This is a genomic window from Streptomyces sp. NPDC042259, from assembly GCF_055582085.1.
In genome coordinates, this window is the sequence record NZ_JBVJDW010000006.1 from 39,022 (window position 1) to 62,415 (window position 23,394).

The 23,394-nt window shown below is 72.1% G+C and carries 19 protein-coding genes; 13 read left to right on the forward strand and 6 right to left on the reverse strand.

From position 1 onward, the window contains the following. Positions 1-502: 502 nt before the first annotated feature. Positions 503-1,285 carry a hypothetical protein gene (locus ACZ6MA_RS17940; RefSeq protein WP_469435178.1) on the reverse strand — a complete coding sequence of 261 codons (783 nt, stop codon included), beginning with the start codon at positions 1,283-1,285 and terminating at the stop codon, positions 503-505. A gap of 286 nt (positions 1,286-1,571) precedes the next feature. Between ACZ6MA_RS17940 and ACZ6MA_RS17945 the strand changes: the two genes are divergently transcribed. Next, positions 1,572-2,819 carry a glycosyltransferase family 4 protein gene (locus tag ACZ6MA_RS17945; RefSeq protein WP_469434755.1) on the forward strand — a complete coding sequence of 416 codons (1,248 nt, stop codon included), beginning with the start codon at positions 1,572-1,574 and terminating at the stop codon, positions 2,817-2,819. Further along, positions 2,819-3,811: a hypothetical protein gene (locus ACZ6MA_RS17950; RefSeq protein WP_469434757.1), complete on the forward strand. Its 993-nt coding sequence runs from the start codon at positions 2,819-2,821 to the stop codon at positions 3,809-3,811. Before ACZ6MA_RS17945 ends, ACZ6MA_RS17950 begins: the two co-directional genes overlap by 1 nt. A 140-nt stretch (positions 3,812-3,951) precedes the next feature. On the opposite strand, the gene ctaD is transcribed toward ACZ6MA_RS17950, so the two are convergent. Next, positions 3,952-5,637, reverse strand: a complete 1,686-nt coding sequence (gene ctaD, locus ACZ6MA_RS17955; RefSeq protein ID WP_469434758.1) for an aa3-type cytochrome oxidase subunit I — start codon at positions 5,635-5,637, stop codon at positions 3,952-3,954. 469 nt (positions 5,638-6,106) lie between these two features. Here ctaD and ACZ6MA_RS17960 point away from each other — a divergent pair, with 469 nt between their 5' ends. After that, positions 6,107-6,322 carry an I78 family peptidase inhibitor gene (locus ACZ6MA_RS17960; RefSeq protein ID WP_469434760.1) on the forward strand — a complete coding sequence of 72 codons (216 nt, stop codon included), beginning with the start codon at positions 6,107-6,109 and terminating at the stop codon, positions 6,320-6,322. Between the two features lie 128 nt (positions 6,323-6,450). Here ACZ6MA_RS17960 and ACZ6MA_RS17965 read toward each other — a convergent pair whose 3' ends face one another. Beyond that, positions 6,451-7,458, reverse strand: coding sequence for a phosphatase PAP2 family protein (locus ACZ6MA_RS17965; protein WP_469434762.1), 1,008 nt, complete (start codon positions 7,456-7,458; stop codon positions 6,451-6,453). Between the two features lie 282 nt (positions 7,459-7,740). Continuing rightward, complete coding sequence (locus ACZ6MA_RS17970; protein ID WP_469434763.1) at positions 7,741-8,931, reverse strand: hypothetical protein; 1,191 nt, start codon at positions 8,929-8,931, stop codon at positions 7,741-7,743. A gap of 183 nt (positions 8,932-9,114) precedes the next feature. Here ACZ6MA_RS17970 and ACZ6MA_RS17975 point away from each other — a divergent pair, with 183 nt between their 5' ends. Together ACZ6MA_RS17975 and ACZ6MA_RS17980 are read left to right on the forward strand one after the other, a co-directional pair. Beyond that, positions 9,115-10,824: an MFS transporter gene (locus ACZ6MA_RS17975; RefSeq protein WP_469434765.1), complete on the forward strand. Its 1,710-nt coding sequence runs from the start codon at positions 9,115-9,117 to the stop codon at positions 10,822-10,824. A 250-nt stretch (positions 10,825-11,074) separates the two neighbouring features. After that, a complete protein-coding gene (locus ACZ6MA_RS17980) occupies positions 11,075-12,262 on the forward strand; it encodes an acyl-CoA dehydrogenase family protein (RefSeq protein WP_469434766.1) in 1,188 nt (395 codons plus the stop codon). Positions 12,263-12,414: 152 nt separating this feature from the next. Here ACZ6MA_RS17980 and ACZ6MA_RS17985 read toward each other — a convergent pair whose 3' ends face one another. Continuing rightward, complete coding sequence (locus ACZ6MA_RS17985; RefSeq protein WP_469434768.1) at positions 12,415-12,858, reverse strand: cell division protein SepF; 444 nt, start codon at positions 12,856-12,858, stop codon at positions 12,415-12,417. A 270-nt stretch (positions 12,859-13,128) separates the two neighbouring features. Between ACZ6MA_RS17985 and ACZ6MA_RS17990 the strand changes: the two genes are divergently transcribed. From ACZ6MA_RS17990 to ACZ6MA_RS18020, 7 genes are all read left to right on the forward strand, one after another. Continuing rightward, positions 13,129-14,334 carry a DUF5685 family protein gene (locus ACZ6MA_RS17990; RefSeq protein ID WP_469434770.1) on the forward strand — a complete coding sequence of 402 codons (1,206 nt, stop codon included), beginning with the start codon at positions 13,129-13,131 and terminating at the stop codon, positions 14,332-14,334. A 961-nt stretch (positions 14,335-15,295) separates the two neighbouring features. Continuing rightward, positions 15,296-16,390: an LLM class flavin-dependent oxidoreductase gene (locus tag ACZ6MA_RS17995; RefSeq protein ID WP_469434772.1), complete on the forward strand. Its 1,095-nt coding sequence runs from the start codon at positions 15,296-15,298 to the stop codon at positions 16,388-16,390. 113 nt (positions 16,391-16,503) lie between these two features. After that, positions 16,504-16,725 carry a hypothetical protein gene (locus ACZ6MA_RS18000; protein WP_469434773.1) on the forward strand — a complete coding sequence of 74 codons (222 nt, stop codon included), beginning with the start codon at positions 16,504-16,506 and terminating at the stop codon, positions 16,723-16,725. Positions 16,726-16,738: 13 nt separating this feature from the next. Next, positions 16,739-17,533, forward strand: coding sequence for a DUF1684 domain-containing protein (locus tag ACZ6MA_RS18005; protein ID WP_469434774.1), 795 nt, complete (start codon positions 16,739-16,741; stop codon positions 17,531-17,533). A gap of 247 nt (positions 17,534-17,780) precedes the next feature. Beyond that, positions 17,781-18,704 carry a S1 family peptidase gene (locus ACZ6MA_RS18010; RefSeq protein ID WP_469434776.1) on the forward strand — a complete coding sequence of 308 codons (924 nt, stop codon included), beginning with the start codon at positions 17,781-17,783 and terminating at the stop codon, positions 18,702-18,704. 203 nt (positions 18,705-18,907) lie between these two features. Beyond that, the gene (locus ACZ6MA_RS18015; protein WP_469435179.1) at positions 18,908-19,909 is read left to right on the forward strand and encodes a slipin family protein; all 1,002 of its coding nucleotides are present in this window, start codon (positions 18,908-18,910) and stop codon (positions 19,907-19,909) included. A gap of 351 nt (positions 19,910-20,260) precedes the next feature. Continuing rightward, positions 20,261-21,328: a S1 family peptidase gene (locus tag ACZ6MA_RS18020; protein ID WP_469434777.1), complete on the forward strand. Its 1,068-nt coding sequence runs from the start codon at positions 20,261-20,263 to the stop codon at positions 21,326-21,328. Positions 21,329-21,465: 137 nt separating this feature from the next. Here ACZ6MA_RS18020 and ACZ6MA_RS18025 read toward each other — a convergent pair whose 3' ends face one another. Further along, positions 21,466-21,903 carry a subtilase-type protease inhibitor gene (locus ACZ6MA_RS18025; RefSeq protein ID WP_469434778.1) on the reverse strand — a complete coding sequence of 146 codons (438 nt, stop codon included), beginning with the start codon at positions 21,901-21,903 and terminating at the stop codon, positions 21,466-21,468. A gap of 411 nt (positions 21,904-22,314) precedes the next feature. Here ACZ6MA_RS18025 and ACZ6MA_RS18030 point away from each other — a divergent pair, with 411 nt between their 5' ends. Then, on the forward strand, positions 22,315-23,286 hold the full coding sequence (locus ACZ6MA_RS18030; RefSeq protein ID WP_469434779.1) for an ABC transporter permease: 972 nt from the start codon (positions 22,315-22,317) through the stop codon (positions 23,284-23,286). Positions 23,287-23,394 lie beyond the last annotated feature (108 nt).

A 23,394-nucleotide genomic window follows, 5' to 3' on the forward strand; every position in this document is an offset into this window, starting at 1 on the left:
AACACCCCCCCCCCCCCCCCTTTCCCCCCCCCCCCCCCCCCCCCCCCCTCTCTCCCCCCCCCCCCCCCCCCCCCCCCCCCCCCCCCCCCCCCCCCCCCCCGCTGCCGCCCGTAGTGCGAGTCCCAGGAACCGGGGTAGCCGGACTGCCCGGAGTACGACGACTGCCCGGACTGGCCCGAGGGGTCCTGCCCGCCGTATCCCCGGTGCTGGGCGCCGAAGCCCTTGAACCCCAGGTCCTCCTCCCCCGAGCGGTCGCCCGGGAGCGCCCGGAACGACCTGCGGTACTCGGAGTAGAGCGCGTCGTAGATCGGCGTGACCGAGACGGCGAGGGTGTCCGGGGCGGCGTCGCGGGGTGGCCGCATACCGGGGATGTGGTTGTACGAGGTCCTGGATGCGGGATCGTATGTGTACACATCAGTGCCAACGACCCCGTGGCCCGTCGGATGCGGGCCCGACCGCGAATGGCCCGCCGGTACGTGGCGGGCGGGGTGCATTCCGCTGATCATGTGCCCGCGAGCGGCATCGAGGCCGCCACCAGCTGACCGCGCGCGGCGGCCCGGTCGAGCGCCTCGCGCAGCAGGTCCTCGCGCGGCTGCTGGCCGATCGTCCCGACCGGGGCCGCGAAGACCAGCACCCGCCGGGTCTTGTTGACGGCGGACCGCCACTCGGTGGCGACCTGCATCGCCTGGTGCGCCTGCCACCAGGCGGTGGGCGCGCCCCCGCTGTTGCTCGGCTGGAGGATCGCGTGCAGCTGGCCCATGGCCAGCAGCACCGACCAGCCCGGGCTGGGCGCCGGTACCTGGTCGACGGCGGAGACCGGTGCGAAACCCTGCTCGATGAGCAGCGGCAGGAAGACGTCGACCGGCCCGTCCGTGCCGGGGCGGGCGATGGGGACGAGCGGCTCGACGACGAGCGCTGGCTGCAGCTCGCCGTCGATCAGCAGCAGCCCGCTGGTCACTCCCAGCTCCGCCTGGAGCGGGCTGTCGGTGGGCATCGGAGCCGGGGCGCTCGGCTCGCTCGCGGCCGTGATGGAACGCACCGCTGTCTGCAGCTGCTCCTCGGAGACCGGAACCACCTGGGAGGGGATGCAGGCGGCGTGCGCGAAGGCGAGCACGGCCGTCTCGTCGCCGACGAAGAGCACGGTGCTGGTGCGCTCCCGCTCGGTGTGGCCGGGGGTGCGGCAGGAGGTGCAGTCGTAGCTGCCCGGGGCACTGTCACCGCCGAGCAACCGGGCGGCTTCTTCGTCACCGATCTCGGCACGTACGTCGTCGCTGACGTCGAGCATGCGCGGCACGGGGGGCTCCTCGAACTGTGGGTCGTCACGTGCCGGGCGGTTCCCGGCTCGTAACGAGACAACGGGCGATCCGGGGCAGGGGTCACGCCCCGGACCGGGCTCCGGGACGGCTTTCGGGGAAGATCACCGAAAGTTCCCCGATTCCGCTACCGATTCGTCATCACTTCAAGAACGAGTTGGTGATCAGGGCCAACCGCGAAGCCCTCACCACGGTCTAACCTCTCAGTAGGCGGGCTGCTTGGTAACGTCCGCGGCAAACGGCTGCATACGGGGACGAATGCACATCTCATTCCTGATTCACAACGCGTACGGAATCGGTGGCACGATCCGCACCACGTACAACCTCGCGAGCACGCTCGCCGAGCAGCACGACGTGGAGATCGTCTCCGTCTTCCGTCATCGCGAGGAGCCCGTCTTCGCCCCGAGCGCGAAGGTGCGGCTGCGCCATCTGGTGGATCTGCGCAAGGGCAGCCCGGGCTACGAGGGCGACGACCCCGAGCAGGAGCGCCCCGCCTCCGTCTTCCCCGCCACCGAGGGCCGCTACAAGCAGTACAGCGCGCTCACCGACCGGCGGATCGCGGAGCACCTGGGCAGTCTCGACTGCGACGTCATAGTCGGCACCCGTCCCGGCCTCAACGTGCACATCGCCCAGCAGGCCCGGCGCGGCCCGGTCCGCGTCGGCCAGGAGCACCTGACGCTGAGCACCCACACCCCGCAGCTCAAGCTGACCCTGCGCACGCACTACCCGCGGCTCGACGCGGTGACCACCGTCACCGAGGCCGACGCCGAGACCTACCGCAAGCTGATGCGGCTGCCCGGCGTGCGCGTCGAGGCGGTGCCCAACAGCATTCCCGCCCCGGCCCTGGACCCCGCGGACGGCAGCGCCAAGTGGGTGGTCGCCGCCGGCCGGCTCGCCCCCGCCAAGCGCTACGACGTGCTGATCCGCGCCTTCGAGAAGGTCGTCGCCGAGCGCCCCGACTGGCGGCTGCGGATCTACGGCGCCGGCGCGGAGCGCGCGAAGCTGCGCGCCCAGATCGACAAGCGCGGCCTGTACAACCACGTCTTCCTGATGGGCCCCGCCAACCCGCTGGACCCCGAGTGGGTCAAGGGCTCCATCGGCGCGGTGACCTCCAGCCTCGAGTCGTTCGGCATGACCATCGTCGAGGCGATGCGCTGCGGGCTGCCCGTCGTCTCCACCGACTGCCCGCACGGGCCCGGCGAGATCATCAACGACGGGGTCGACGGTCTGCTGGTGCCCACCGGCAAGGTCGACAAGATCGCCGACGGGCTGCTGAAGCTGATCAACGACGACGAGCTGCGGCAGCGCATGGGGCGCGAGGCGCTGGCGAGTTCGGCCCGCTTCGACCCGGACCGCATCGCCGGGCGCTACGAACAGCTCTTCACCGACCTCACCGGTCGCGGCGGCCTGCGCGGCTCGCTGCACCGCACCCGGGGTGCGCTGCTCAGCGGCGCGTTCCAGGCCAAGGACGCCAGTCGGTCCGCCCTGCGAAAGGTGCGTGCCTGATGACGCCTCCCGCCCAGCCCGCCGGCGCGGCCGGTTCCGGGCAGTCCCACCCGACCGACACTCCCGAGGAGCCCACCACCGTGTCTGCCCCTCTCCAGGCCTTCGGCATGGGCAATCCCACCGCCGACTGCATCGCGGATTCCGCGGGCGGACTCACCTTCGACCTCGACGCCCCCGAGCGCTCCGACGCCTCGGACCACTGGTCGGCCGCGCTGGTCCTGCGCCGCCGGGCCGGCGGTACGACGGCCGCGGCCAAAGGGGCCCAAGCGGCCGAGGAGGCCGACGAGACCGAAGAGACCCGCCTGCCGCTGACGCCCAACGGCGACGGCCGGCTGCGCGCGGTGCTGCCCAGCACCGTCGCCCTGCCCGAAGGCCGCTGGGACGTCCACGTCGCCCAGGGCGACGACGCCCCGGTGCGGCTCGTGCCCGGTCTGCTCGACCTGCGCTCGCTGGTCGACCGCAGACCCGGCCCCAGCACCTCGCCGCTGGCCGTCCGGATCCCGTACGCGACGAAGCACGGCAACCTCTCACTGCGCAGCTGGCTGCGCGGCCCGCACGCCGAGGCGGGGGACCTCCTCCTCGCCGACGACGGCCTGACCCTCCACGGCGTCCTCTACCGGGTCGAGGACCCGGAGGCATGGCTGGCCGACGCGGTCGTGGAGGTCCGCTGCCGCCGCGACGCCGAGCTGGTCGTCACCGCCCCGCTCACCGCCGACGGCGCGGACTTCACCGCCACCGTCCCCTACGCGCGGCTGTCCGCCGAGTGGCGGGGCGGTACGGACGTCTGGGACCTGGCACTGCGCCGCCCGGACGACACCGACCCGGTCCGGATCGCCCGCATCCTGGACGACGTCGTCGACAAGCAGCAGATTTTCGCTTATCCGGCGCGCGCGATCGACACCCCCTACGCGGCTGCCCAGGCAGGCCCGTATTACACCGCCGACAACGACCTTTCGGTCCGGATCGACGAGCGGCCCCCCGCCGCCCGGTAACCCGGCTAGGCACCCGGAGGTTTCGCCGCCCGGCCCGTGGCAGGCAGGGCCGTCGAGGACAGTGGCCGTCCTCGACGGCCGGCCGGGCCGACCGCATCACCCCCGCGCCGCCGCACGGGCCGCGCTGCCGAGGGGGGAGATCAGGAACCGGCTCGGTCGGGCTCCACCGGCGGCGAGGGCTCCTCCAGCTTCGCCACCTCCGGATGGTGGAAGTCGAACGCCGGGGACTCGGAGCGGATCCGGGGCAGGGTGAGGAAATTGTGCCGGGGCGGCGGGCAGGACGTCGCCCACTCCAGCGAACGCCCGAAGCCCCAGGGGTCCTCGACCTCCACCCGCGGGGCGTACTTCACCGTCTTCCAGATGTTGTAGAAGAACGGCAGGTTCGAGAGCCCGAGCAGGAACGCGCCGATCGAGGAGACCGTGTTGAGCGCGGTGAAGCCGTCGGCCGCGAGGTAGTCCGCGTACCGCCGGGGCATGCCCTCGGCCCCCAGCCAGTGCTGGACCAGGAACGTGAGGTGGAAGCCGACGAACAGGGTCCAAAAGTGCACCTTCGCCAGCCGCTCCTCCAGCATCTTGCCCGTGAACTTCGGCCACCAGAAGTAGAAGCCCGCGAACATCGCGAAGACGACCGTCCCGAAGACCACGTAGTGGAAGTGCGCGACCACGAAGTAGGTGTCCGTGACGTGGAAGTCCAGCGGCGGCGAGGCCAGGATCACCCCGGTGAGCCCGCCGAAGAGGAAGCTCACCAGAAAGCCGGTCGCCCACAGCATCGGGGCCTCGAAGGACAGCGACCCCTGCCACATCGTGCCGATCCAGTTGAAGAACTTCACCCCGGTCGGCACGGCGATGAGGAAGGACATGAAGGAGAAGAACGGCAGCAGCACCGCGCCCGTCGCGAACATGTGGTGCGCCCAGACCACCACCGACAGGGCGGTGATCGCCATGGTCGCGCCGATCAGCATCACATAGCCGAAGATCGGCTTGCGGGAGAAGACCGGGATGATCTCCGTGATGATGCCGAAGAACGGCAGCGCGATGATGTAGACCTCCGGGTGCCCGAAGAACCAGAACAGGTGCTGCCACAGCAGCGTCCCGCCGTTCTGCGCCGAGAAGATCATCGACCCGAACCGGCGGTCCGCCTCCAGGCAGAGCAGCGCCGCGGCGAGCACCGGGAAGGCCATGATGATCAGGATCGAGGTGAACAGCACGTTCCAGGTGAAGACCGGCATCCGGAACATCGTCATCCCGGGCGCGCGCATCCCGATGATGGTGGTGATGAAGTTCACCGCGCCGAGGATCGTGCCGAAGCCCGAGAGCGCCAGCCCCATGATCCACATGTCCGTGCCGATGCCCGGCGAGCGTTCCAGGCTGTTCAGCGGCGCGTAGGCGGTCCAGCCGAACGTCGCACCCCCCTGGGGCATCAGCAGGGAGGCCACCACGATCAGACCGCCGAAGAGGTACAGCCAGTACGCGAACATGTTGAGCCGGGGGAACGCCACGTCCGGGGCGCCGATCTGCAACGGCATGATCGCGTTGGCGAAGCCCGCGAAGGCCGGGGTCGCGAACAGCAGCAGCATGATCGTGCCGTGCGCCGTGAACGCCTCGTTGAACCGCTCGTTGCTGATCAGCTGGAGCCCGGGGCGGGCCAGTTCGGCGCGCATGAGCATGGCCAGCAGCCCGCCCGCCAGGAAGAAGGCGAACGAGCTGATCAGATAGAGATGCCCGATCTTCTTGTGGTCCGTGGTCGACAGCCAGTCGACCACGACCTGTCCGCGGCGGTGCTCCCGGACCCGCCCGGCCGCTGCTTGTGCGGTGTCGGTCCCCATCCGCGTACCCCTTCGCTTCAGCTCACCACGGGCTTCGGGCACCCGTCATGATGCTCGTCGCGGGCGCGGGGCGCGAGGGTGCCTCACCTGTCCGGCGTGTCGGTCCGGCCGCCGTCCCGGCCGTGCGCGCGATAGGCGGAATTATTCCTTCCGGCAGATCCGGGCCCGCACTTCCGAAGGCCGGGAATTAACCCCGGGTAATGGCTGCCAGGTGCTCTGTCCGGGGAAGTCCCGCCGGTGGCGGGGGAGTTTCGAGAAGTGTTCGGAAAAGGGTGGGGGGAATTCCGCCCGGGGTGCGCCGGAAGGACCGATGCGGGAGATGAGAAGGCCCGTACGAGTGACCCGCGTTACGGCAAACCGGCGAGAGTTTTCTGTAACAGAAGTGTGACCAGTGGCGGACGTGGGGCGGATGAGGTCATGGCAGGCCCCGCCTTCCACCGCCCCCGCCGGGCCGCCTACGGTGGCTGCCATGGCACCTCTACCGAACCTTCCGACGGACCCCGACGACGCCCCCGAGGCGTATGTGGGACTCGACGCCGAGACGGCCGCCGACCGGGCGCGGGCGCGCGGCTGGACGACCGTCCGGGCGCTGCCGCCCGGCACGGTGATCACCATGGAGTACCAGGTGGGGCGGCTCAACTTCGAGGTCGAGGACGACATCGTCAGGCACTGCTGGAAGGGCTGACCGGCCCCGCACACGAAACGGCCCCGGAAGCTCGGGAAGAGCTTTCCGGGGCCGTCTGCGTCAAGCGCTGTGTCCGGACGCGGGGGAGGGGTGCGTACCGCCCCCGCGCCGACGGGGCCTTGGCGGGGTCAGCCGCCGACGGTGCGGCCGCGGCCCGTGGCCGGGAGCACCGGCGAGGTACGCGGTGCCCGGTCGGCGTGCGGCGGGCGGCGGCTGCCGGTCGGGGTGACCGGTGTCCGCTCGGAGCGCACCGTGTGCGGCCGGGGCGACAGATGGGGCCTGCCGTCGGGCACGCGCCCACCGGTGCGGCTCCCCGCGGTCACCGGCTCGCGGGCGGGCAGTTCGTCGTCCACCGGGGTACGGGGACCGCCCAGGGCGATCGGCGCGACCGGGGCCGGCGCCAGGGCGGTGCGCTCGCGCAGCCGGTGCCAGACGCCCAGCAGCCATGCCTCGGCGACCGCCATCGGCCCCTCGAACCACGGCAGGGCGAGCAGCACCAGCAGTCCGGCGCTCCAGCCGAGCGTCACATCGCTGATCCAGTGCGTGCCGAGGTACACGGTCGTCATGCCGACCCCCAGCGCGAGGAGCGCGGCGGTGACGGAGGCGACCCGGCGGCTCCGCGGCGTGGTGGCCAGATAGGCGAGGACGCCCCAGGTCACCACCGCGTTGGCGGTGTGGCCGGAGGGGAATATGTCCCCCCCGGCGAACATCTCGTTGGAGCCGATCGAGGTGGCGTAGTGCGGGCCGAGCCGGCCCATGCCGATCTTCGCGGCGCCCACGGTGGCGTTGAGCAGCAGCAGGGAGGTGCCCAGCACCAGCAGCGGGCGCAGGGTCTTCTGCTTGTGGGTGCACCAGCCCAGCCAGGCGGCCACCGCGACCGCGGTCGGGCCGCGCTGGCCCAGGACCACGAAGTAGTCGAGGAAGGTGTGGATCTCCGGCCACTGCTTGTACGGCCGGTAGAGCATGACCTGCCAGTCGAAGCGCACGGGCCAGGACGTGGTGAGCACGCCGACCACGATCGCCACGTACACCGTGAGGGTCGCCACGAAGATCCCCAGACGGGTCCGGGTCATCCGTGGCCGCACGGGTTCGGTGGGGTGCTCCACCACGTGGGCGGGCTCGTCGTTGGTACGCACTCAAAGGACGTTACATTGCGTGACGGGAGGGTTCGGCCGATCGGCCCTCATTGTGATGGCGATGTGATGTGGAATGCGTCTCAAGGCGGACCGGCGGCACTTCGGGCGGAGTTCGACCGGACTTCGAGCAGGGGGAATAAGAAACGCTTAAAGAATCCCGCGGCAGTGGCCGGTCCGGGTCCCCGATGCGTTAATTCGCTTTTGTGTGACACCGTTTATCGGAGATTGGCCGCGGCGTCCCGTGCCGTTTTCCCCGGCCCGGCCCCGGCCCCGAACGGACGATCACGGCGGTCCGGAGCCGTGCAGCCAGAACGCCCCGTAGAGCGCCGACGCCAGGGCCACCGCCGCGAGCGTCCCCGCCGCCCCCGCCGTCCGCAGCCGGGCGAGCGCCGCGGCGAGGGGCAGCAGCAACGGGAAGGCGGGCATCATCAGACGCGGCTTGGAGCCGAAGTACCCCTTGGCGGTCAGGGCGAGCAGCAGGACCACCCCGGCGTAGACGAGCAGCGGCAGCGGCTGCCGCTGCCGCACCCCCGCCACGTAGAGGCGGATCACCAGGGCGACACCGATCAGCAGACCGGCCCCGGCGGGCCAGGCGGAGCCCGTCAGAAGCCCGGCGATGAAGGAACCGAAGGCCAGCCCCCCGTCGAAGCCGTTGCCCCAGCCGCCCTGCACGTCCAGATACCCGGTCACGCTCCCGGTCCGCACACCGACCCAGGCGACGTACGCCAGCCAGCCGAGCGGGGCCAGAGCCACCCCGAGCGCCATCCTTACGCGCGACTCCCCGGCCCCCGTGCGGCGCGCCCGCAGCAGGGTCACCGCCGCGCTGATCCACACGGCCGCGACGACCGCGACCCCCACCGGCCGGGTCAGCCCGGCCAGCGCCGCGAGCGCACCCGCCCACACCCACCGGCCGGTCAGCACGCAGTACACCGCCCACGCGGCCAGCGCCGTGAAGAGCGACTCGGAGTACGCCATCGACTGCACGACGCCGACCGGCAGGGCGGCCCACAGCGCGGCGAGCGCGACGCCGGTGCGCCTCCCGCCGGCCCGGTCGCCCACCGCGAAGACCGCCCAGGCGGCGAAGAGCGAGGCGACGGCACTGACCGCGAGGCCCGCGTCGGCGGCCGAGAGCGGGAAGACCGCGGACAGCACCCGCTCCAGCCAGGGCAGCAGCGGGAAGAACGCCAGATCGGAATGGACCTTGCCGCCCCCGAGATGAAGGGTGTGGCCGTAGCCCTCCTCGGCGATCCGGGAGTACCAGAGCGAGTCCCAGCGGGCCGAGAGCAGCTGATGCGGATCCTTGCCCGCGGCCCGTCCCCACACCGCGAGCACCACGACGCCCAGCGCCCGGATCCCCGCGTACACCAGCAGCGCGGGCGCGGCGTGCCGCAGCGCCGCGCGGGCACCGGGCGGGCGGCCCGTACCGTCGGTCACACGGCCGCCCGAGGCGGTGGGGGAAAGGAGATCGGTCACCGAGCGATTGTCCAGCATGCACACCCGTGCCCCGGGCGGTCCGTCGTTCGACGTGAGCGAGGCCACGTATGACGGTCCGGGACTCGCGTACGCTGTCGACTCACTCGCCCGCCTCACCTGCGGCTCCACAGTCCCCCAAGACCCGCGGTCGGCGGCGAGCGCGCATGACACGGAGGTGTGTGAATGTCCGGGACGACCACGGCCGGCCCCGCACGGGCGGCGGGCGTTCCCCGGCAGCGGTCCCGGTACGGGCAGTGGCAGCGGCCGCGCCGTGGGCAAGGACCGGGAGCCGGGGCGAGCCGCTGGACCGTGCTCGTCGTCCTGTGCGTCAGCCTGCTGCTGGTCGCCGTCGACGCGACCGTGCTGCACGTCGCCGTACCGGCCGTCACCGAGGACCTGCGGCCCGGTGCGATCCAGCTGCTGTGGATCGTGGACGTCTATCCCCTCGTCTGTGCCTCGCTCCTCATTCTCTTCGGCACCCTCGGCGACCGGGTGGGCCGCCGCCGGGTGCTCCTCCTCGGCTACGGGCTCTTCGGCGTGGCCTCCGCGCTCGCCGCGGTCGCCACCACGCCGGAGGTGCTCATCGGGGCCCGGGCGCTGCTCGGCGTCGGCGGCGCGATGATCATGCCCGCGACGCTCTCGATCCTGCGGCAGGTCTTCCCCGACCGGCGGGAGCGGGCCCTGGCCATCGGCATCTGGAGCGCCGTGGCCGCCGTGGGCGCGGCCGTCGGCCCCCTGCTCGGCGGCTTCCTCCTCGAACACTTCTGGTGGGGTTCGGTCTTCCTCATCAACATTCCGCTGATGGTGGTCAGCCTTCCCATCGGGCGGTGGATGCTGCCCGAGTCGACCGGCGACCGGAACGGGCCGTGGGACGTCCTCGGCGCGCTGATGGCCGCCTTCGGACTGTTCGGCGTGGTCCTCGGCGTGAAACGGGCGGGCGGCGGCGAACTGCTGAGCCTCGCCACCGTCGTACCGACGGCCCTGGGCATCGCCCTGCTGATCCTCTTCGCCCGCCGGCAACGGCGTCGCGAGCACCCGCTCGTCGACCTCACCCTGTTCGCCCGGCCCGCCTTCGGCACCTCGGTGGGCTGCATCGTGCTGGCCATGCTGGCGCTGGTCGGCCTCGAACTGATAGCCGCCCAGTACCTTCAGCTCGTCCTCGGCCTCACCCCGCTCGAAACCGGTCTGCGACTGCTGCCCCTCACCCTCGCCGCGATGGCCTCGGGCCTCGCGGGCTCCCGCATGCTGCACCGCTTCGGCCCGCGCGCGATGGTGAGCCTCGGCTTCGTCCTGACGGCCGCGGCGGTGCTCTCCCTGACGCTGATGGGCCAGCACGACCGGCCCGCGCTCCTTGTCGCGGGCTTCGTCCTCCTCGGCTTCGGGCTGGAGACCACGCTCTTCGGGGCGTACGAATCCATGCTCAGCGAAGCCGCCGCCGGGTCCGCGGGCGGCGCCGCCGCCATCGGCGAGACCTCCTACCAGCTCGGCGCGGGCATCGGCATCGCCCTCCTGGGCACCGTCATGAACGCCGCCTACGCCCCCGGCGTCACCTCCGCCCCCGGCGTCCCGAGCGCGGCCGGTGCGGCCGCGAGCCACTCGCTCGGCGAGGCCTACCAGGTGGCGCACCGCCTCGGCGGCCCGGCCGGCGAGGCCCTGCGCACCGCCGCGCGCGACTCCTTCGTCCACGGCCTGCACGTCACCCTCGCCGTCAGCGCCGGCCTGCTGCTCCTCGGCGCCCTCGCGGCGCTGCGCCTGCCGCGCGTGATGGAGTGCGGGGCGCCGTCCGGCGGGGAGGCGGGAGCGGACGCTCCGACCGGCTCGCCGCCCGACGAGGGCGGCGTCGAGGCGGCGCCTCGTAACCGTGCCGAGGTGGGCGGGGCCGCGACCGGCTGACGGCCCTTCGCCCCCCGCGGGGCGCCCGGGTCGGCGAGGGGAAGCGCGAGGCGGCGCCTCGGAGCGCGAGGCGGTGCCTCGTGTGATCCTCCCGGCGGGCTGAACACCGGTGCGGCACCGGTGTGGCCGCCCCCCCGCCCGGCAAGGGCAAGGGTCTGGACGGCGGGGGTTACCCGGCCGTAGCGTCGGGGCGACTGGGATGATCACACCGCGGACGGCGATCGCGTCCGTTCCGAGCCGGAGGCCGAGCATGTCCGTACGCACGCTGCCGTCGTTCGACCCGCGCGACCCGCTGGGGCTCGACGATCTGCTGACCGACGAGGACCTCGCCGTACGCGACACCGTCCGCCGCTGGGCCGCCGACCGGGTGCTGCCCCACATCGCCGAGTGGTACGAGCGCGGTGAGCTGCCCGACGTCCGGGGGCTCGCCCGCGAACTGGGCTCCATCGGCGCCCTCGGCATGCAGCTCACCGGCTACGGCTGCGCGGGTGCCAGTGCCGTTCAGTACGGCCTCGCCTGCCTGGAACTGGAGGCCGCGGACTCCGGCATCCGCTCGCTCGTCTCCGTCCAGGGCTCCCTCGCGATGTACGCCATCCACCGCTTCGGCTCCGAGGAGCAGAAGCGGCAGTGGCTGCCCGGCATGGCCGCCGGTGAGATCATCGGCTGCTTCGGGCTCACCGAACCCGACCACGGCTCGGACCCCGCGGCCATGCGCACCCACGCCAAGCGCGACGGTGACGACTGGGTACTGACGGGCCGCAAGATGTGGATCACCAACGGCTCGGTGGCCGGGGTCGCGATCGTCTGGGCACAGACCGACGACGGCATCCGCGGCTTCGTCGTCCCCACCGACCGGCCCGGTTTCTCCGCGCCCGAGATCCGGCACAAGTGGTCGCTGCGCGCCTCCGTCACCAGCGAACTCGTCCTCGATGAGGTACGGCTGCCCGCCGACGCGGTCCTCCCGGAGGTCACCGGGCTGCGCGGGCCGCTCAGCTGTCTCAGCCACGCCCGCTACGGGATCGTCTGGGGCTCGATGGGCGCCGCACGCGCGAGCTTCGAGTCGGCGCTCGACTACGCGAAGACCCGCGAACAGTTCGGCAGGCCGATCGGCGGCTTCCAGCTCACCCAGGCCAAACTCGCCGACATGGCGGTGGAACTGCACAAGGGCGTGCTGCTCGCCCACCATCTGGGGCGGCGGATGGACGCGGGGAAACTGCGGCCGGAGCAGGTCAGCTTCGGCAAGCTCAACAACGTGCGGGAAGCGATCGAGATCTGCCGTACCGCCCGTACGATCCTCGGCGCGAACGGGATCTCGCTCGAGTACCCGGTGATGCGGCACGCCACGAACCTGGAATCGGTACTCACCTACGAAGGCACCGTCGAGATGCACCAGCTCGTGCTGGGCAAGGCGCTCACCGGCCTCGACGCGTTCCGGTGAGCACCTCCCCCCTGTCCGCTTCACCCCCGGTCCGGAACCGCTGGCTCTGATTGCCGTGTCCCCCGGGGGGCAACCCCCGGACCCCCGGCCGGGCCTCTAGCTCTGATTGCTGTGTCTCCCGGGGGCAACCCCCGGACCCCCGGCCGGACCCCCTAGCTCTGATTGAAGAAGCCGCCGTTCGCGCGGCCGGTGTGCTCCCCGCTGACCACCTTGTAGTCGGCGGGGGTGAGCAGGAAGACGCGGTTGGCCACGCGCTCGATCGTGCCGCGCAGGCCGAAGGTCAGGCCGGCCGCGAAGTCCACGACCCGCTTGGCGTCGTCGGGTTCCATGCTGGTGAGGTTCACGATCACCGGGACGCCCTCCCGGAAAAGCTCGCCGATGCCACGGGCGTCTCTGAAGCCGTCCGGGGTGACCGTGGCGATGCGGGTGCCCTGTTCCTGCGCGGCCTCGTCGGTCACCAGCACCTTCGGGTTGGTCACCCAGGAGTCGCCGGGCACCGGCCCCTCGGCGTCGGTGTAGTCGTCGTCGTAGTAGCGCTCGTCATCGCTGTCGTCGACGAGGCCAAGCCAGGCACTCGCCTTGCGCACCGATCCCATGGACGCCTCCTCTCACACGCGGTGTGTTCCGCCCGCTCCTCTATGGTCGTCCATGATGCGGATGATGTGCCAAGTGGATAGCCGCCACACGTGGATTTCGTGACGCATCTGGTGCAAAGCGGTTGGCGATGCGTCAGAAACCCCGAGATTCCGCCACAGGCGCTGGACCTGGGCATATGCGGCGACGATCGGGGTGTGGGCCCCGTCTCGGCGCGTTCCTCCGGTCAATAGGATGCCCGGGTTGATCGGCACCACACACGGGGGCGAGATTTGTTCGGGATTATCAGGCCTTGCAGGCACCGGCTGTCCCAAGGGATGCGGGCGGAGTGGATGGCCCATCTCTGCGGACTGTGTCTCACCCTGAGGGGGGACCACGGTCAGTTCGCGCGAATAGCCACGAATTATGACGGGCTGATCATATCCGTCCTCGTCGAGGCGCAGTCGTCCCGTTCCGAAGGGGCGAACTCCTGGCGGCGCACCGCCGGACCGTGTCCGCTGCGCGGCATGCGTACCGCGTCGGTGGCGAAGGGCGAGGGGGCCCGGCTGGCGGCCTCCGTCTCGCTCGTGCTGGCCTCGGCGAAGATGCGCGACCATGTCGCCGACGGTGACGGAATGTTGGCGCGGCGGCCGGTGGCGGCCGCGGCCCGCAAGGTCGCCGCCAAGTGGGACCGGGCGGGCGCGCGGTCCGGATCGGACCTGGGGTTCGACACCGCCGTGCTGGTCGAGGCGGTCGAACGGCAGGCGGGGATCGAGGCACTGGCCGGGATCGGAACGCCGCTGCTGGAGGTCACCGAGCCGACCGAGACGGCCACCGCCGCCGCCTTCGGGTACACGGCGGTGCTGGCCGGACGGCCGGAGAACCGGGCGCCGTTGGAGGAGGCGGGCCGGCTCTTCGGCCGGCTCGCGCATCTGCTGGACGCCGTCGAGGACTTGGCCGAGGACGCCGAGGCCGGTGCGTGGAATCCCATCGCCGCGACGGGCACGGACCTCGCCGAGGTGCGGCGGCTGTGTGACGACGCCGCGCACGGAGTGCGGCTGGCGCTGCGCGAGGTCGAGTTCGGCGGCAAGGGGCAGGGCAAGCTCGCGCACATCCTGCTGGTGCACGAGCTGGAGCGCGCGGTCGACCGGGCGTTCGGCACGTCCGGCTGCGGGCACCAGGCGGCCGAAGGGCACCAGGCGCACCAAAACGCTTTCGGGCCGCCGCCGGTGATGCCGCCCGGCGCCCCGCCGGAGCCGCCCCGGCAGGGGCGGCGGCGTGGACTGCTGGCGGGCTGCGCGGTGTGGTCCGGGCTCTTCTGCACCTGCCAGGTGTGCTGCAACGGGGAGTACCACGACCCCTGGGACGGCGAGAAGCGCGAGGGCTGGTGCCACAAGTGTGACTGCGGCGGTGACTGTGGTGACTGCGGCAATTGCTGTGACTGCTGCGACTGTTGCGGTAAGTGCTGTGAGGGATGCGACTGTGGTTGTGACTGCTGACGCGATGTAGTACCTGCGCCTCGGCCCGTGCGGACCGTGGCGTGGGCACCTCTGCCGGACGGGCTTGAGGGGGCTGAACCCAGCCTCTTCAAGCCCGTCCGCAGTGGAGGACGCGCCCGCAGGGCGCCCGCCGCCGCGGGCGGAAACGGACGGCCCATACGGAGTGCGGTTCGTGCGAGGGGAGTGGCAGCCAACGGCCGCCGAAGTGAAGGCACGCTGATACGGCGGGAAACGGGATACGGGCGGAAGCCCTCGGCCACCCCCGCAACGCCCGTGGCCGCGCCCTGACATGGGGCGGGCCGGCGCCGGGTGCCGACTGGCGGAGTCAGTCCGGACAGGACGCCGACCACACCCGGCCGAAGTCGATGTGGTCCCGTGTGACCAGCCGTTGCCCTGAGTTCATGGGGTAAGTGGAACAGCCATCCTTTTTCGCGTCAATCCCCTACCGGGGTCCGGTGAGACGCGGTGCCCACAGTCCGGACAGCCTTGACAGCCGGGCGTGGCACCGGAATAGCTTTGGGCCTTGGTCCGTGCTGAGGGGCGCGGCCCATGGTGAAGGCGCAACGGTCCCGCGTTCGGTCTCGGCATCGACGGAAGCCCGCGCATGCCCGTGTGCCCTAGGGCGTGTCCGGCGGATCATGTGGGGTGGGCGCCGCGGCCCGTGGTGTGTGCACCACCACCGCGCGGCGGTGTCCTCAATCGCCGGACGGGCTGGATTCACGTCGCAGGCGGCGAAGCCGGCCGGTAGCCGAAGATCCGCCGGACACGGCCCAGCCCCGCCCCCTCTTCTCGTCGGCCTTCGGCCGTACGGCAACGCGCCCGCCTTCCGGCAGGACGACGCCCCGGCTCGCGCCCCCGCCCTCGCCTTCCCGCGTGGGTGCCGTCGGCACGGCGTGCCCGGCGCCGGCGACCCCCGTCCGATGTCTTCGCGATCCCCGCCCCGTCTACCCAGGGAACCCCCATGCCCGTACCCACCCGGCCCCTGCGTCTGGCCGTCGCCATCGACCGGCCCGGTGTCCTCGACGCCGAGCCCTACGTCCGCGCGGCCCGTCTCGCCGAACGCGGCCGGTTCGACTTCGTCACCCTCGGCGACGGTTTCACCCTGTCCCGACGGGGGCCGGACCACCCCGACGCCCTCGCCACGCTGTCCCGGGTCGCGCCCGCCACCGGGCGGATCGGGCTCGTGCCCACCGTCAGCGCCACCCGCACCGACCCCCTCCAGGTCTCCTCCGCCGTCGCCACCTTGGACCGGGTGAGCCGGGGCCGGGCGGGCTGGACGGTAGGGGTCGGCGCGACCGACGACGAGGCACGGGACTCCGGGCCCCGGCCCGCCGCGCGGCTGTGGCGGGAGGCGGAGGCCGTCACCGATGCCGTCACCCGGCTCTGGGACAGCTGGGAGGACGGCGCGGAGTTCGACGGCGCGGTGACCGGACGGTCCGTCAACGACGCCGAACCGCACCCCGCCGCACCGCGCCCCGCCCGACCGCGCCGCGCCGACTGTGCAAGCCCCCGCTCCAGCGTCCGTGGCCTCGCCGCCGTGCCCCGGACCCCGCAGGGCCGCCCGGTCGTCGCCGTCGACGCCACTGATCCGCTGCCCCGCGCCACCGCCGCCCGGCACGCCGACGTCGCGTTCATCCGGACCCGGAACACCCGTGGCCCGAAGGCGGTCCGCGCCGCCGCCGCCGACTTACGCCGCCGTATCCGGGCCGAGGGCCGCGACCCCGCCCGGACCGTGGTCCTCGCCTCCCTGCCCGTCACGCTCCACACCAGTGCCGACGCCGTCGCCCTCGCCGACCTCGTCGGCGCCTGGTACGCGGACGGGGTGGTGGACGGCTTCCACTTCCGGCCCACGCACGCCGACCGCGACCTCGCGCTGCTCGTCGACGCCACCGTGCACGTACTCCAGCACCGCGGCCTGCCGCGCTCCTTCTACCCGGGCGCGACCCTCCGCGAGCACCTGTCCCTGCCCCGCCCCGCCCGCCGCGACGCGCCCACACCTTCCACACCCACGCCAAGCGCCGCCGCCCCGCGCCCGGCCGGCGGCCCGGGGGCCTGAAGGGGCCTCCCGGGCGCGACCGTCGTCCTCGGCGACACCGCCGCCGAGGACAGGGAGAAGGCCGCGGGGATCGACGAACACGGCAGGTCCCGCCGCGGGCCGCGCTGCTCGCCGTGATCGGGGCGACCGGACGGCAGCCCTTCGCCGGTACCCCGTCGGAGGTCACCGACGGGCTCACGCGCCGCGTCGCGGCCGACGCCACCGACGGCTTCGTCGGCCGGGTGGTGCCGGCGCCCCTCCGTCAGCAGCGTGGTGGCGCGTTTGGTACGGAGTACCCGGGCCCGACGCTCACCGAACACCTCGGCCTGCCGCCGCCCGCCGTGAAAATAGCGTGAAAGGTTGACGACCATGAGTTCTGACGCACAACAGCAGTGGAAGGCGTGGCGCGAGCAGCGCACCGAGGCGGTCTCGGCACCGTACGGGCCGCTCGCGCTCATCGGCACCTACTGGCTCGCCGATATCGCCGCCAACTCGGAGGGACGAATTCCGGCCGTGCCGGGGCAGTGGACGGACGAGGGTGACGACGTGCTGCTGACCGCCACGGCGGCGGACGGTCTGACGCTCGACGGACGGCCGTTCACGGGGGCCGTCCGGCTCACCGCCGACGGCGGGCCGGAGACCGCCCGCGTCGCGCACGGCGACCGGCGGCTGCCGGTGCTGCGCCGCGAGGGGCTGTGGGCGGTCCGGGTCTTCGACCCGGCCGCGGCGACCCGCCGCGAGTTCGCCGGCATCGACGTCTTCGAGCACGACGAACGCTGGGTGCTGCCGGGGCTGTTCCGCCCGTACGCCGAGCACCGCACGGTCGCGGTGGAGAACGCCGACGGACGGGAGCGGGGGCTCGGCCTCGCCGGTGAGCTGGACTTCACCCTCGACGGCCGCACGCGCACCCTGCGGGTCGCGACCGAGGCCGACGGTTCGCTGTGGGCGGTGTTCGCCGACGGCACGAGCGGCACATCGAGCTACCGCTTCCGCTTCCTGCGGACGCCGGCGCCCGACGCCGACGGCAAGGTGACCGTCGACTTCAACCGCGCGCTGCTGCCGCCGTGCGCCTTCGCCGACCACTTCGTCTGCCCCTTCCCGCCGCCCGGCAACGTCCTGCCGGCCGACGTCCCGGCGGGGGAACGGAACCCACTCGCCCGCTGACGCGTCGAAGCGTCACGGCCCGGTGAGCCGACCCGTGACGAGCCCCGGCGGCAACAGCCGTCGGGGCCCTTCGGCCTGCCCGGACGGGCGTCCGAAAGGTGCTCTTGCGCCGCAAGGTCCACGGCCCGAATACTCCCGAACAGCGCTTGTCAGGGGCACGGCGAAAGTGGAATCCGGTGTGCCTCTTGGCTGCGCCTCACGGGCCCGCGCACTCGGCGGACCCCCGACCCCACTCGGGAGGAACAACGTGAGGATCAAGCGCACCACCCCCCGCAGCGGTACCGCGAGACATGCCCGGCTGATCGCCGTGGCCTCCTCGCTCGCGGCCGCGTCCGCACTCGTCGTCACCAACGCCCACGCCGAGGCCGGTTCGGCCGCGAGCCCCGCGACCGCCGCCCAGCTGTCCGCCGCGTCGTCGGCCGTGCGGACCGCGGACGTCCCGGGCACCGCCTGGATGATCGACAAGAAGACCGGCACGCTCCTGGTCACCGCCGACTCCACCGTCTCCGCGGCGGAGATATCGAAGATCAAACGGGAGGCGGGCGCCAACGCCGACGCGATACGCGTCGAACGGGTCCCCGGCACCTTCTCGAAGTTCCTGCGCGGCGGCGACGCCATCTACGCCCCGAGCTGGCGCTGCTCGCTCGGGTTCAACGTCCGCAGCGGCAGCACGTACTACCTGCTGACCGCCGGTCACTGCACCGAGGGCAAACCGGCCTACTACAGCAACTCCGGTCATACGACCAGCATCGGCCCGACCACCGGATCGAGCTTCCCCGGCAACGACTACGGGATCGTGAAGTACACCAACACCTCCCTCGCGCACCCGAGCGAGGTCAACCTCTACAACGGCGGCTCCCAGAAGATCACCTCCGCCGCCGACCCGACCGTGGGACAGAGCGTCCAGCGCAGCGGCTCCACGACCGGTCTCAAGAGCGGCAAGGTCACCGGCCTCAACGCCACGGTCAACTACGGCAACGGCGACGTGGTCTCCGGCCTCATCCGCACCACCGTCTGCGCCGAACCCGGTGACAGCGGCGGCGCCCTGTTCGCCGGCTCCACCGCCCTCGGCCTCACCTCCGGCGGCAGCGGCGACTGCCGCTCCGGCGGCACGACCTTCTTCCAACCGGTCGTCGAGGCCATGAAGGCCTACGGGGTGACCCTCCCCTGACCCCGGCCCCCGCCTGAGCACGTCACGTACGCATCCGAACCCGCCCGACCTCCCTCCGGCCGCGAGCTTGCATCTTCTTCCCCCTCGCCTGCGGCCGGCGGGTGCCAGAGCCCCCGACCGGTGCCCCGGTCGGGGGCTCGACCCTTGCCCGCCGGGGGCATACCGTGGAAGACGACACCCGATGCGGACGGCTGGGGGTCGTGATGGTCGAAGAGCTGGTGGTGGCGGCGGTGGCCGCGGGCTCGGCCTGCGCGCTGTACGTGGCGACGGCGGCCCGGGTGGTCAAGCAGTACGAGCGCGGGGTGGTGCTGCGGCTCGGCCGGCTGCGCGAGGAGATCCGCACGCCGGGATTCACCATGATCGTGCCGGGCGTCGACCGGCTCCGCAAGGTGAACATGCAGATCGTCACCATGCCCGTCCCCGCCCAGGAGGGCATCACCCGGGACAATGTGACCGTGCGGGTCGACGCCGTCGTCTATTTCAAGGTCGTGGACCCGGCGGAGGCCGTCATCCAGGTCGAGGACTACCGTTTCGCCGTCTCGCAGATGGCCCAGACCTCGCTGCGTTCGATCATCGGCAAGAGCGATCTCGACGATCTGCTCTCCAATCGGGAGAAGCTCAACCAGGGCCTGGAGCTGATGCTCGACAGCCCCGCCATCGGCTGGGGCGTGCACATCGACCGCGTCGAGATCAAGGACGTCTCACTGCCGGAGACGATGAAGCGCTCGATGTCCCGGCAGGCGGAGGCCGAGCGCGAGCGCCGCGCCCGCGTGATCAACGCGGACGCCGAGCTGCTGGCGTCGAAGAAGCTCGCCGAGGCGGCCGCCACCATGTCCGAGCAGCCGTCGGCCCTTCAGCTGCGGCTCCTGCAGACCATCGTGGCGGTCGCCGCCGAGAAGAACTCCACGCTGGTGCTGCCCTTCCCCGTGGAGCTGCTGCGCTTCCTGGAGCGGTCGGCCCAGCAGGGCCCGCCGGCCGCCGAGCCCGCGGCTTCGCGACCGGCCCCGCCCGCTCCGGAGGAGGTGCCGCCCGCCGCCGAGTCGGTGCCGTTGGACCCGTCACCGGTCTCCGACGTCGGGCTGCCGCCCGGATTCCCGCAGTCCGTCCGGGCCGAGGAGCAGTCCGTCCGGGCCGAGGACAGGACGACGGGCGCGGGTGAAGCACCGGAGCCCGGAGCTTCGGGAATGCCGCCCGGGCCGGACTGAACCGGCGCACGCCTCCTCGGAGTTACCGCCTTCCGCCCGCCTTCCGCTCTCCTTTCACCCTCTCCCGTAACGCCTGCCCCGCGCGACGGCGGACACGCCCGTTCGTGAGTACGGCGCGTGCGCTCAGGGCGCGCGCACGGCCCTGCGCGCGATCGCCATTCATACTTGTGCACTCCCTCCGCCGGTCGGGATACTCGACGGGCAACTTGGCATGGTCGCGCCTTTCGTACAGCCGGGGGCGGGCCTGTGTCGCCTGACTGCCGCCTGACTGCCGCCTGTCCTGTGGGCCCGGGCCCGCCCCTGCCGCCGGGCCCGACCCCCACCGGAGGTGCCGAGTTGAAGCCCAGCCCGATGCGTGCGCGCACCGCCCTGGCCGCCGCGGCGGTGGCCGCGCTCGCGGCGGTGACCCTCGGTCCGCGGCACGCCGACGCGTCCGCCGCCCCGGACACCCCGGAACCGCGCGCGTCGTCCGCGGCCTCGGCCGGGCAGCTCGCGAGAACGCTCCCCGCCCGGCTGGGAGGCGTGGCGGCCGGTTCGTACGACGACGCCGCGTCCGGGAAGCCCGTCGTCACCACCACGGACCGGAAGGCGGCGGGCGCGGTGCGCGCGGTGGGTGCCGAACCCAGAGTCGTCCGCTTCTCGGGGGCCAGGCTCGCCGCCACACGGTCGGCGTTGGCCTCCCGGGCGGCGATCCCCGGAACCGCCTGGGTGTCGGATCCCCGGGCCGACCGGATCGTCGTCACCGCCGACCCCACGGTCACGGGCGCGAAGCTGAGGCGTCTGGAGGAGGTCGCCGGCTCCCTCGGCGAGACGGTGGTGGTACGCAGGACCTCCACCCGGCTGCTGCGCTTCGTCCAGGACGGTGACGCGATCCACGGGCCCTCCGCCCGCTGCTCGCTCGGATTCAACGTCGTCAGGGCCGGACGGCCCGCCTTCCTCACCGCCGGGCACTGCGGCAAAGCCGTCAAGAGCTGGTCCGGAAGCCGTGGCGGCCCGGTGATCGCACGCACCGTCAAGTCCAGCTTCCCGGGCAACGACTACGCCCTCGTGGAGTACACCGACCCCTCGGTCAGGCCCCCCGGCGCGGTCGACCTCCACAACGGCCGTTCGCGGACCGTCACCGGCGTCCGCGACGCGGTCCTCCGGGAGACCGTCTGGCGCAGCGGGTCCACGACCGGGCTGCGCAGTGGCAAGGTCACCGGACTCAACGCCACGGTGAACTACCAGGAGGGCACGGTCACCGGGCTGATCCAGACCGATGTCTGCGCCGAGCCGGGCGACAGCGGCGGCCCCCTCTTCGCCGGCGGCCGGGCGCTGGGCATCACCTCGGGCGGCACCGGAAACTGCGCCCGGGGCGGGACCACTTACTACCAGCCGGTGGGCGAGGCCCTGGCGGCGTACGGGGCGAGACTGCCTTAGCGGACGCGGACGCCCCCACGGGCACCCCCACGGACAGCGGCCCCCGGACACACCTCCACGGTGTCCGGGGGCCGCCTCATGTGCGGGTCGTGCGGGTCGTGCGGTCATGTCGGGCTGGTCGTTCGTGGGCGATGGCCTCAGAACTCGAAGACGACGCCCTTGCCGTCCGACGCCATGCACGGGTTGGCGAACGTGTGCTCGTACGAGACGCGGCGGCCGTCCCACACGCCGTCGGCGGTGATGACGATCGGGCGGTACTCCTTGGTGCAGACCCGGTCCGACCGCGTGGTGACGAGGGCCTTGAAGTCCCCGTCGACGGCACGCAGTTGGTCACAGGCGGCTCGGGCGGCCGGGTGGGTACCCGCGGCCTTCGGCGTGCAGGTGAGCGTCACCGCTCGCTGTACGCCGGAGTTCGTCGCACTGTCACCCTCACCGACGGTCAGCACCAGTGCAGAGGGCGCGAACAGGCTCTGCGTCTGCGCCGAGGGTGCGGCGGTGGCCGCCGTTCCGGCGCTCAGCAGGCCGCCCAGCGCCACGGCGGCGCCCAGCGCGATCCCCCCAGTGATGTACCGCATTACGAACACTCCTTTGGTGGTTGCTTCAGATAACGGACGGAGTCTTGCGTAACGCGAGCATGAACGCACACCGATCGAACACTTTCGGTCGCTGGTTGAAAACCCTGGGTAGTGGCGTGATTTCGTGTGAGGCAGGTCTCGTATGTGTCCTCAGGGAAACGGCGGGCGTCGACGGGCGCCCGGATTGGGTGGGAATGGTGGGAATTAATGTTTCAGGAGCGTTGACCAGCAAGGATTCCTTGTAATCATCGCTTAAATGGCAGAGGGGCCTTCAAAAGAACGATTTGCGGCGCGGTTGACCATTGGATCTAATGATCCGCAGCCCGACTTGAGAGACCCTCGCAGTCCGGCCGAAAAGAGGCTCGCCCGATGACAGCGCGGCGGCCGGAGCGATTCAGGAGCGCCGCAGCAATGGCCGAAGAGCACTCAGACAGACCCTCGGGCCCCGTCTCACGCGGCCCTTTCGTCACTGCCGTTCGGGCCTTCCGGCGTGACCGGACCGGCATGGCCGCGCTCGCCGTCGTCCTGCTGTGTGCCGCCCTCGCGCTCGCCGCCCCGCTGATCGCCGCGCTCTACGGCAAGGACGCCACCGAGCACTACGGGCAGAACACCCCCGGCCTGCTCAGCCCCGAGGGCCTGCCCGTCCTGCCCGGCGGCGGCATCTCGGCCGACCACTGGTTCGGCATCGAACCCGGCCTCGGCCGCGACGTGCTGGCCCAACTCCTCTACGGCATGCGGACGTCACTGCTGGTCGCCCTGGCCTCCGTCGCCGTCATCGCCGTTGTCGGCATCGTCCTCGGCGTCACCGTCGGCTACCTCAGCGGCATCGCCGACCGGGCCTTCACCTTCGTATGCAATGTGCTGCTCGCTTTCCCGACACTGCTGCTGCTCCTCGCGCTCGGCCCCGTCGTCGAGACGCGCTTCGTCGACCCCGGCGAGAACGAACCCGTCTGGATGCAGTTCACCGTGCTCATCTCGGTGTTCGCCGCCTTCGGTTGGGTGCCGCTGGCGATGGTCCTGCGCACGGCCGTACGGTCGCTGCGCGAGCGGGAGTTCATCGAAGCGGCACGGGCCCTCGGGGCGAGCCGTCGGCACATCGTCTTCCGTGAACTGCTGCCCAACGTCTGGGCGCCGGTGCTCGTCCACATCACGCTCGCCGTGCCCGGCATCGTCACCGCCGAGGCCGCGCTGTCCTTCCTCGGCGTCGGCATCGACGAGCCCGTCCCCGACTGGGGCCGGATGATCTCCCGGGGCTCCGAGGTCTTCTACGACGACCCGACCTACATGGTCTTCCCCGGCGTGACCATCCTCGTCTTCGTCCTCGCCTTCAACCTCCTCGGCGACGCGGTCCGGGACGCGCTCGATCCCCGGACCGCGCGCTGAGGCTTCCGCCGGAAGCGTTGCCGACTGCGGGTCGGCTTCGGCCTGCCGCGCAGTTCCCCGTGCCCCTCATGGGGCGCGCCGCTTCCCCTTCCTCTTCCCATTTCCGAT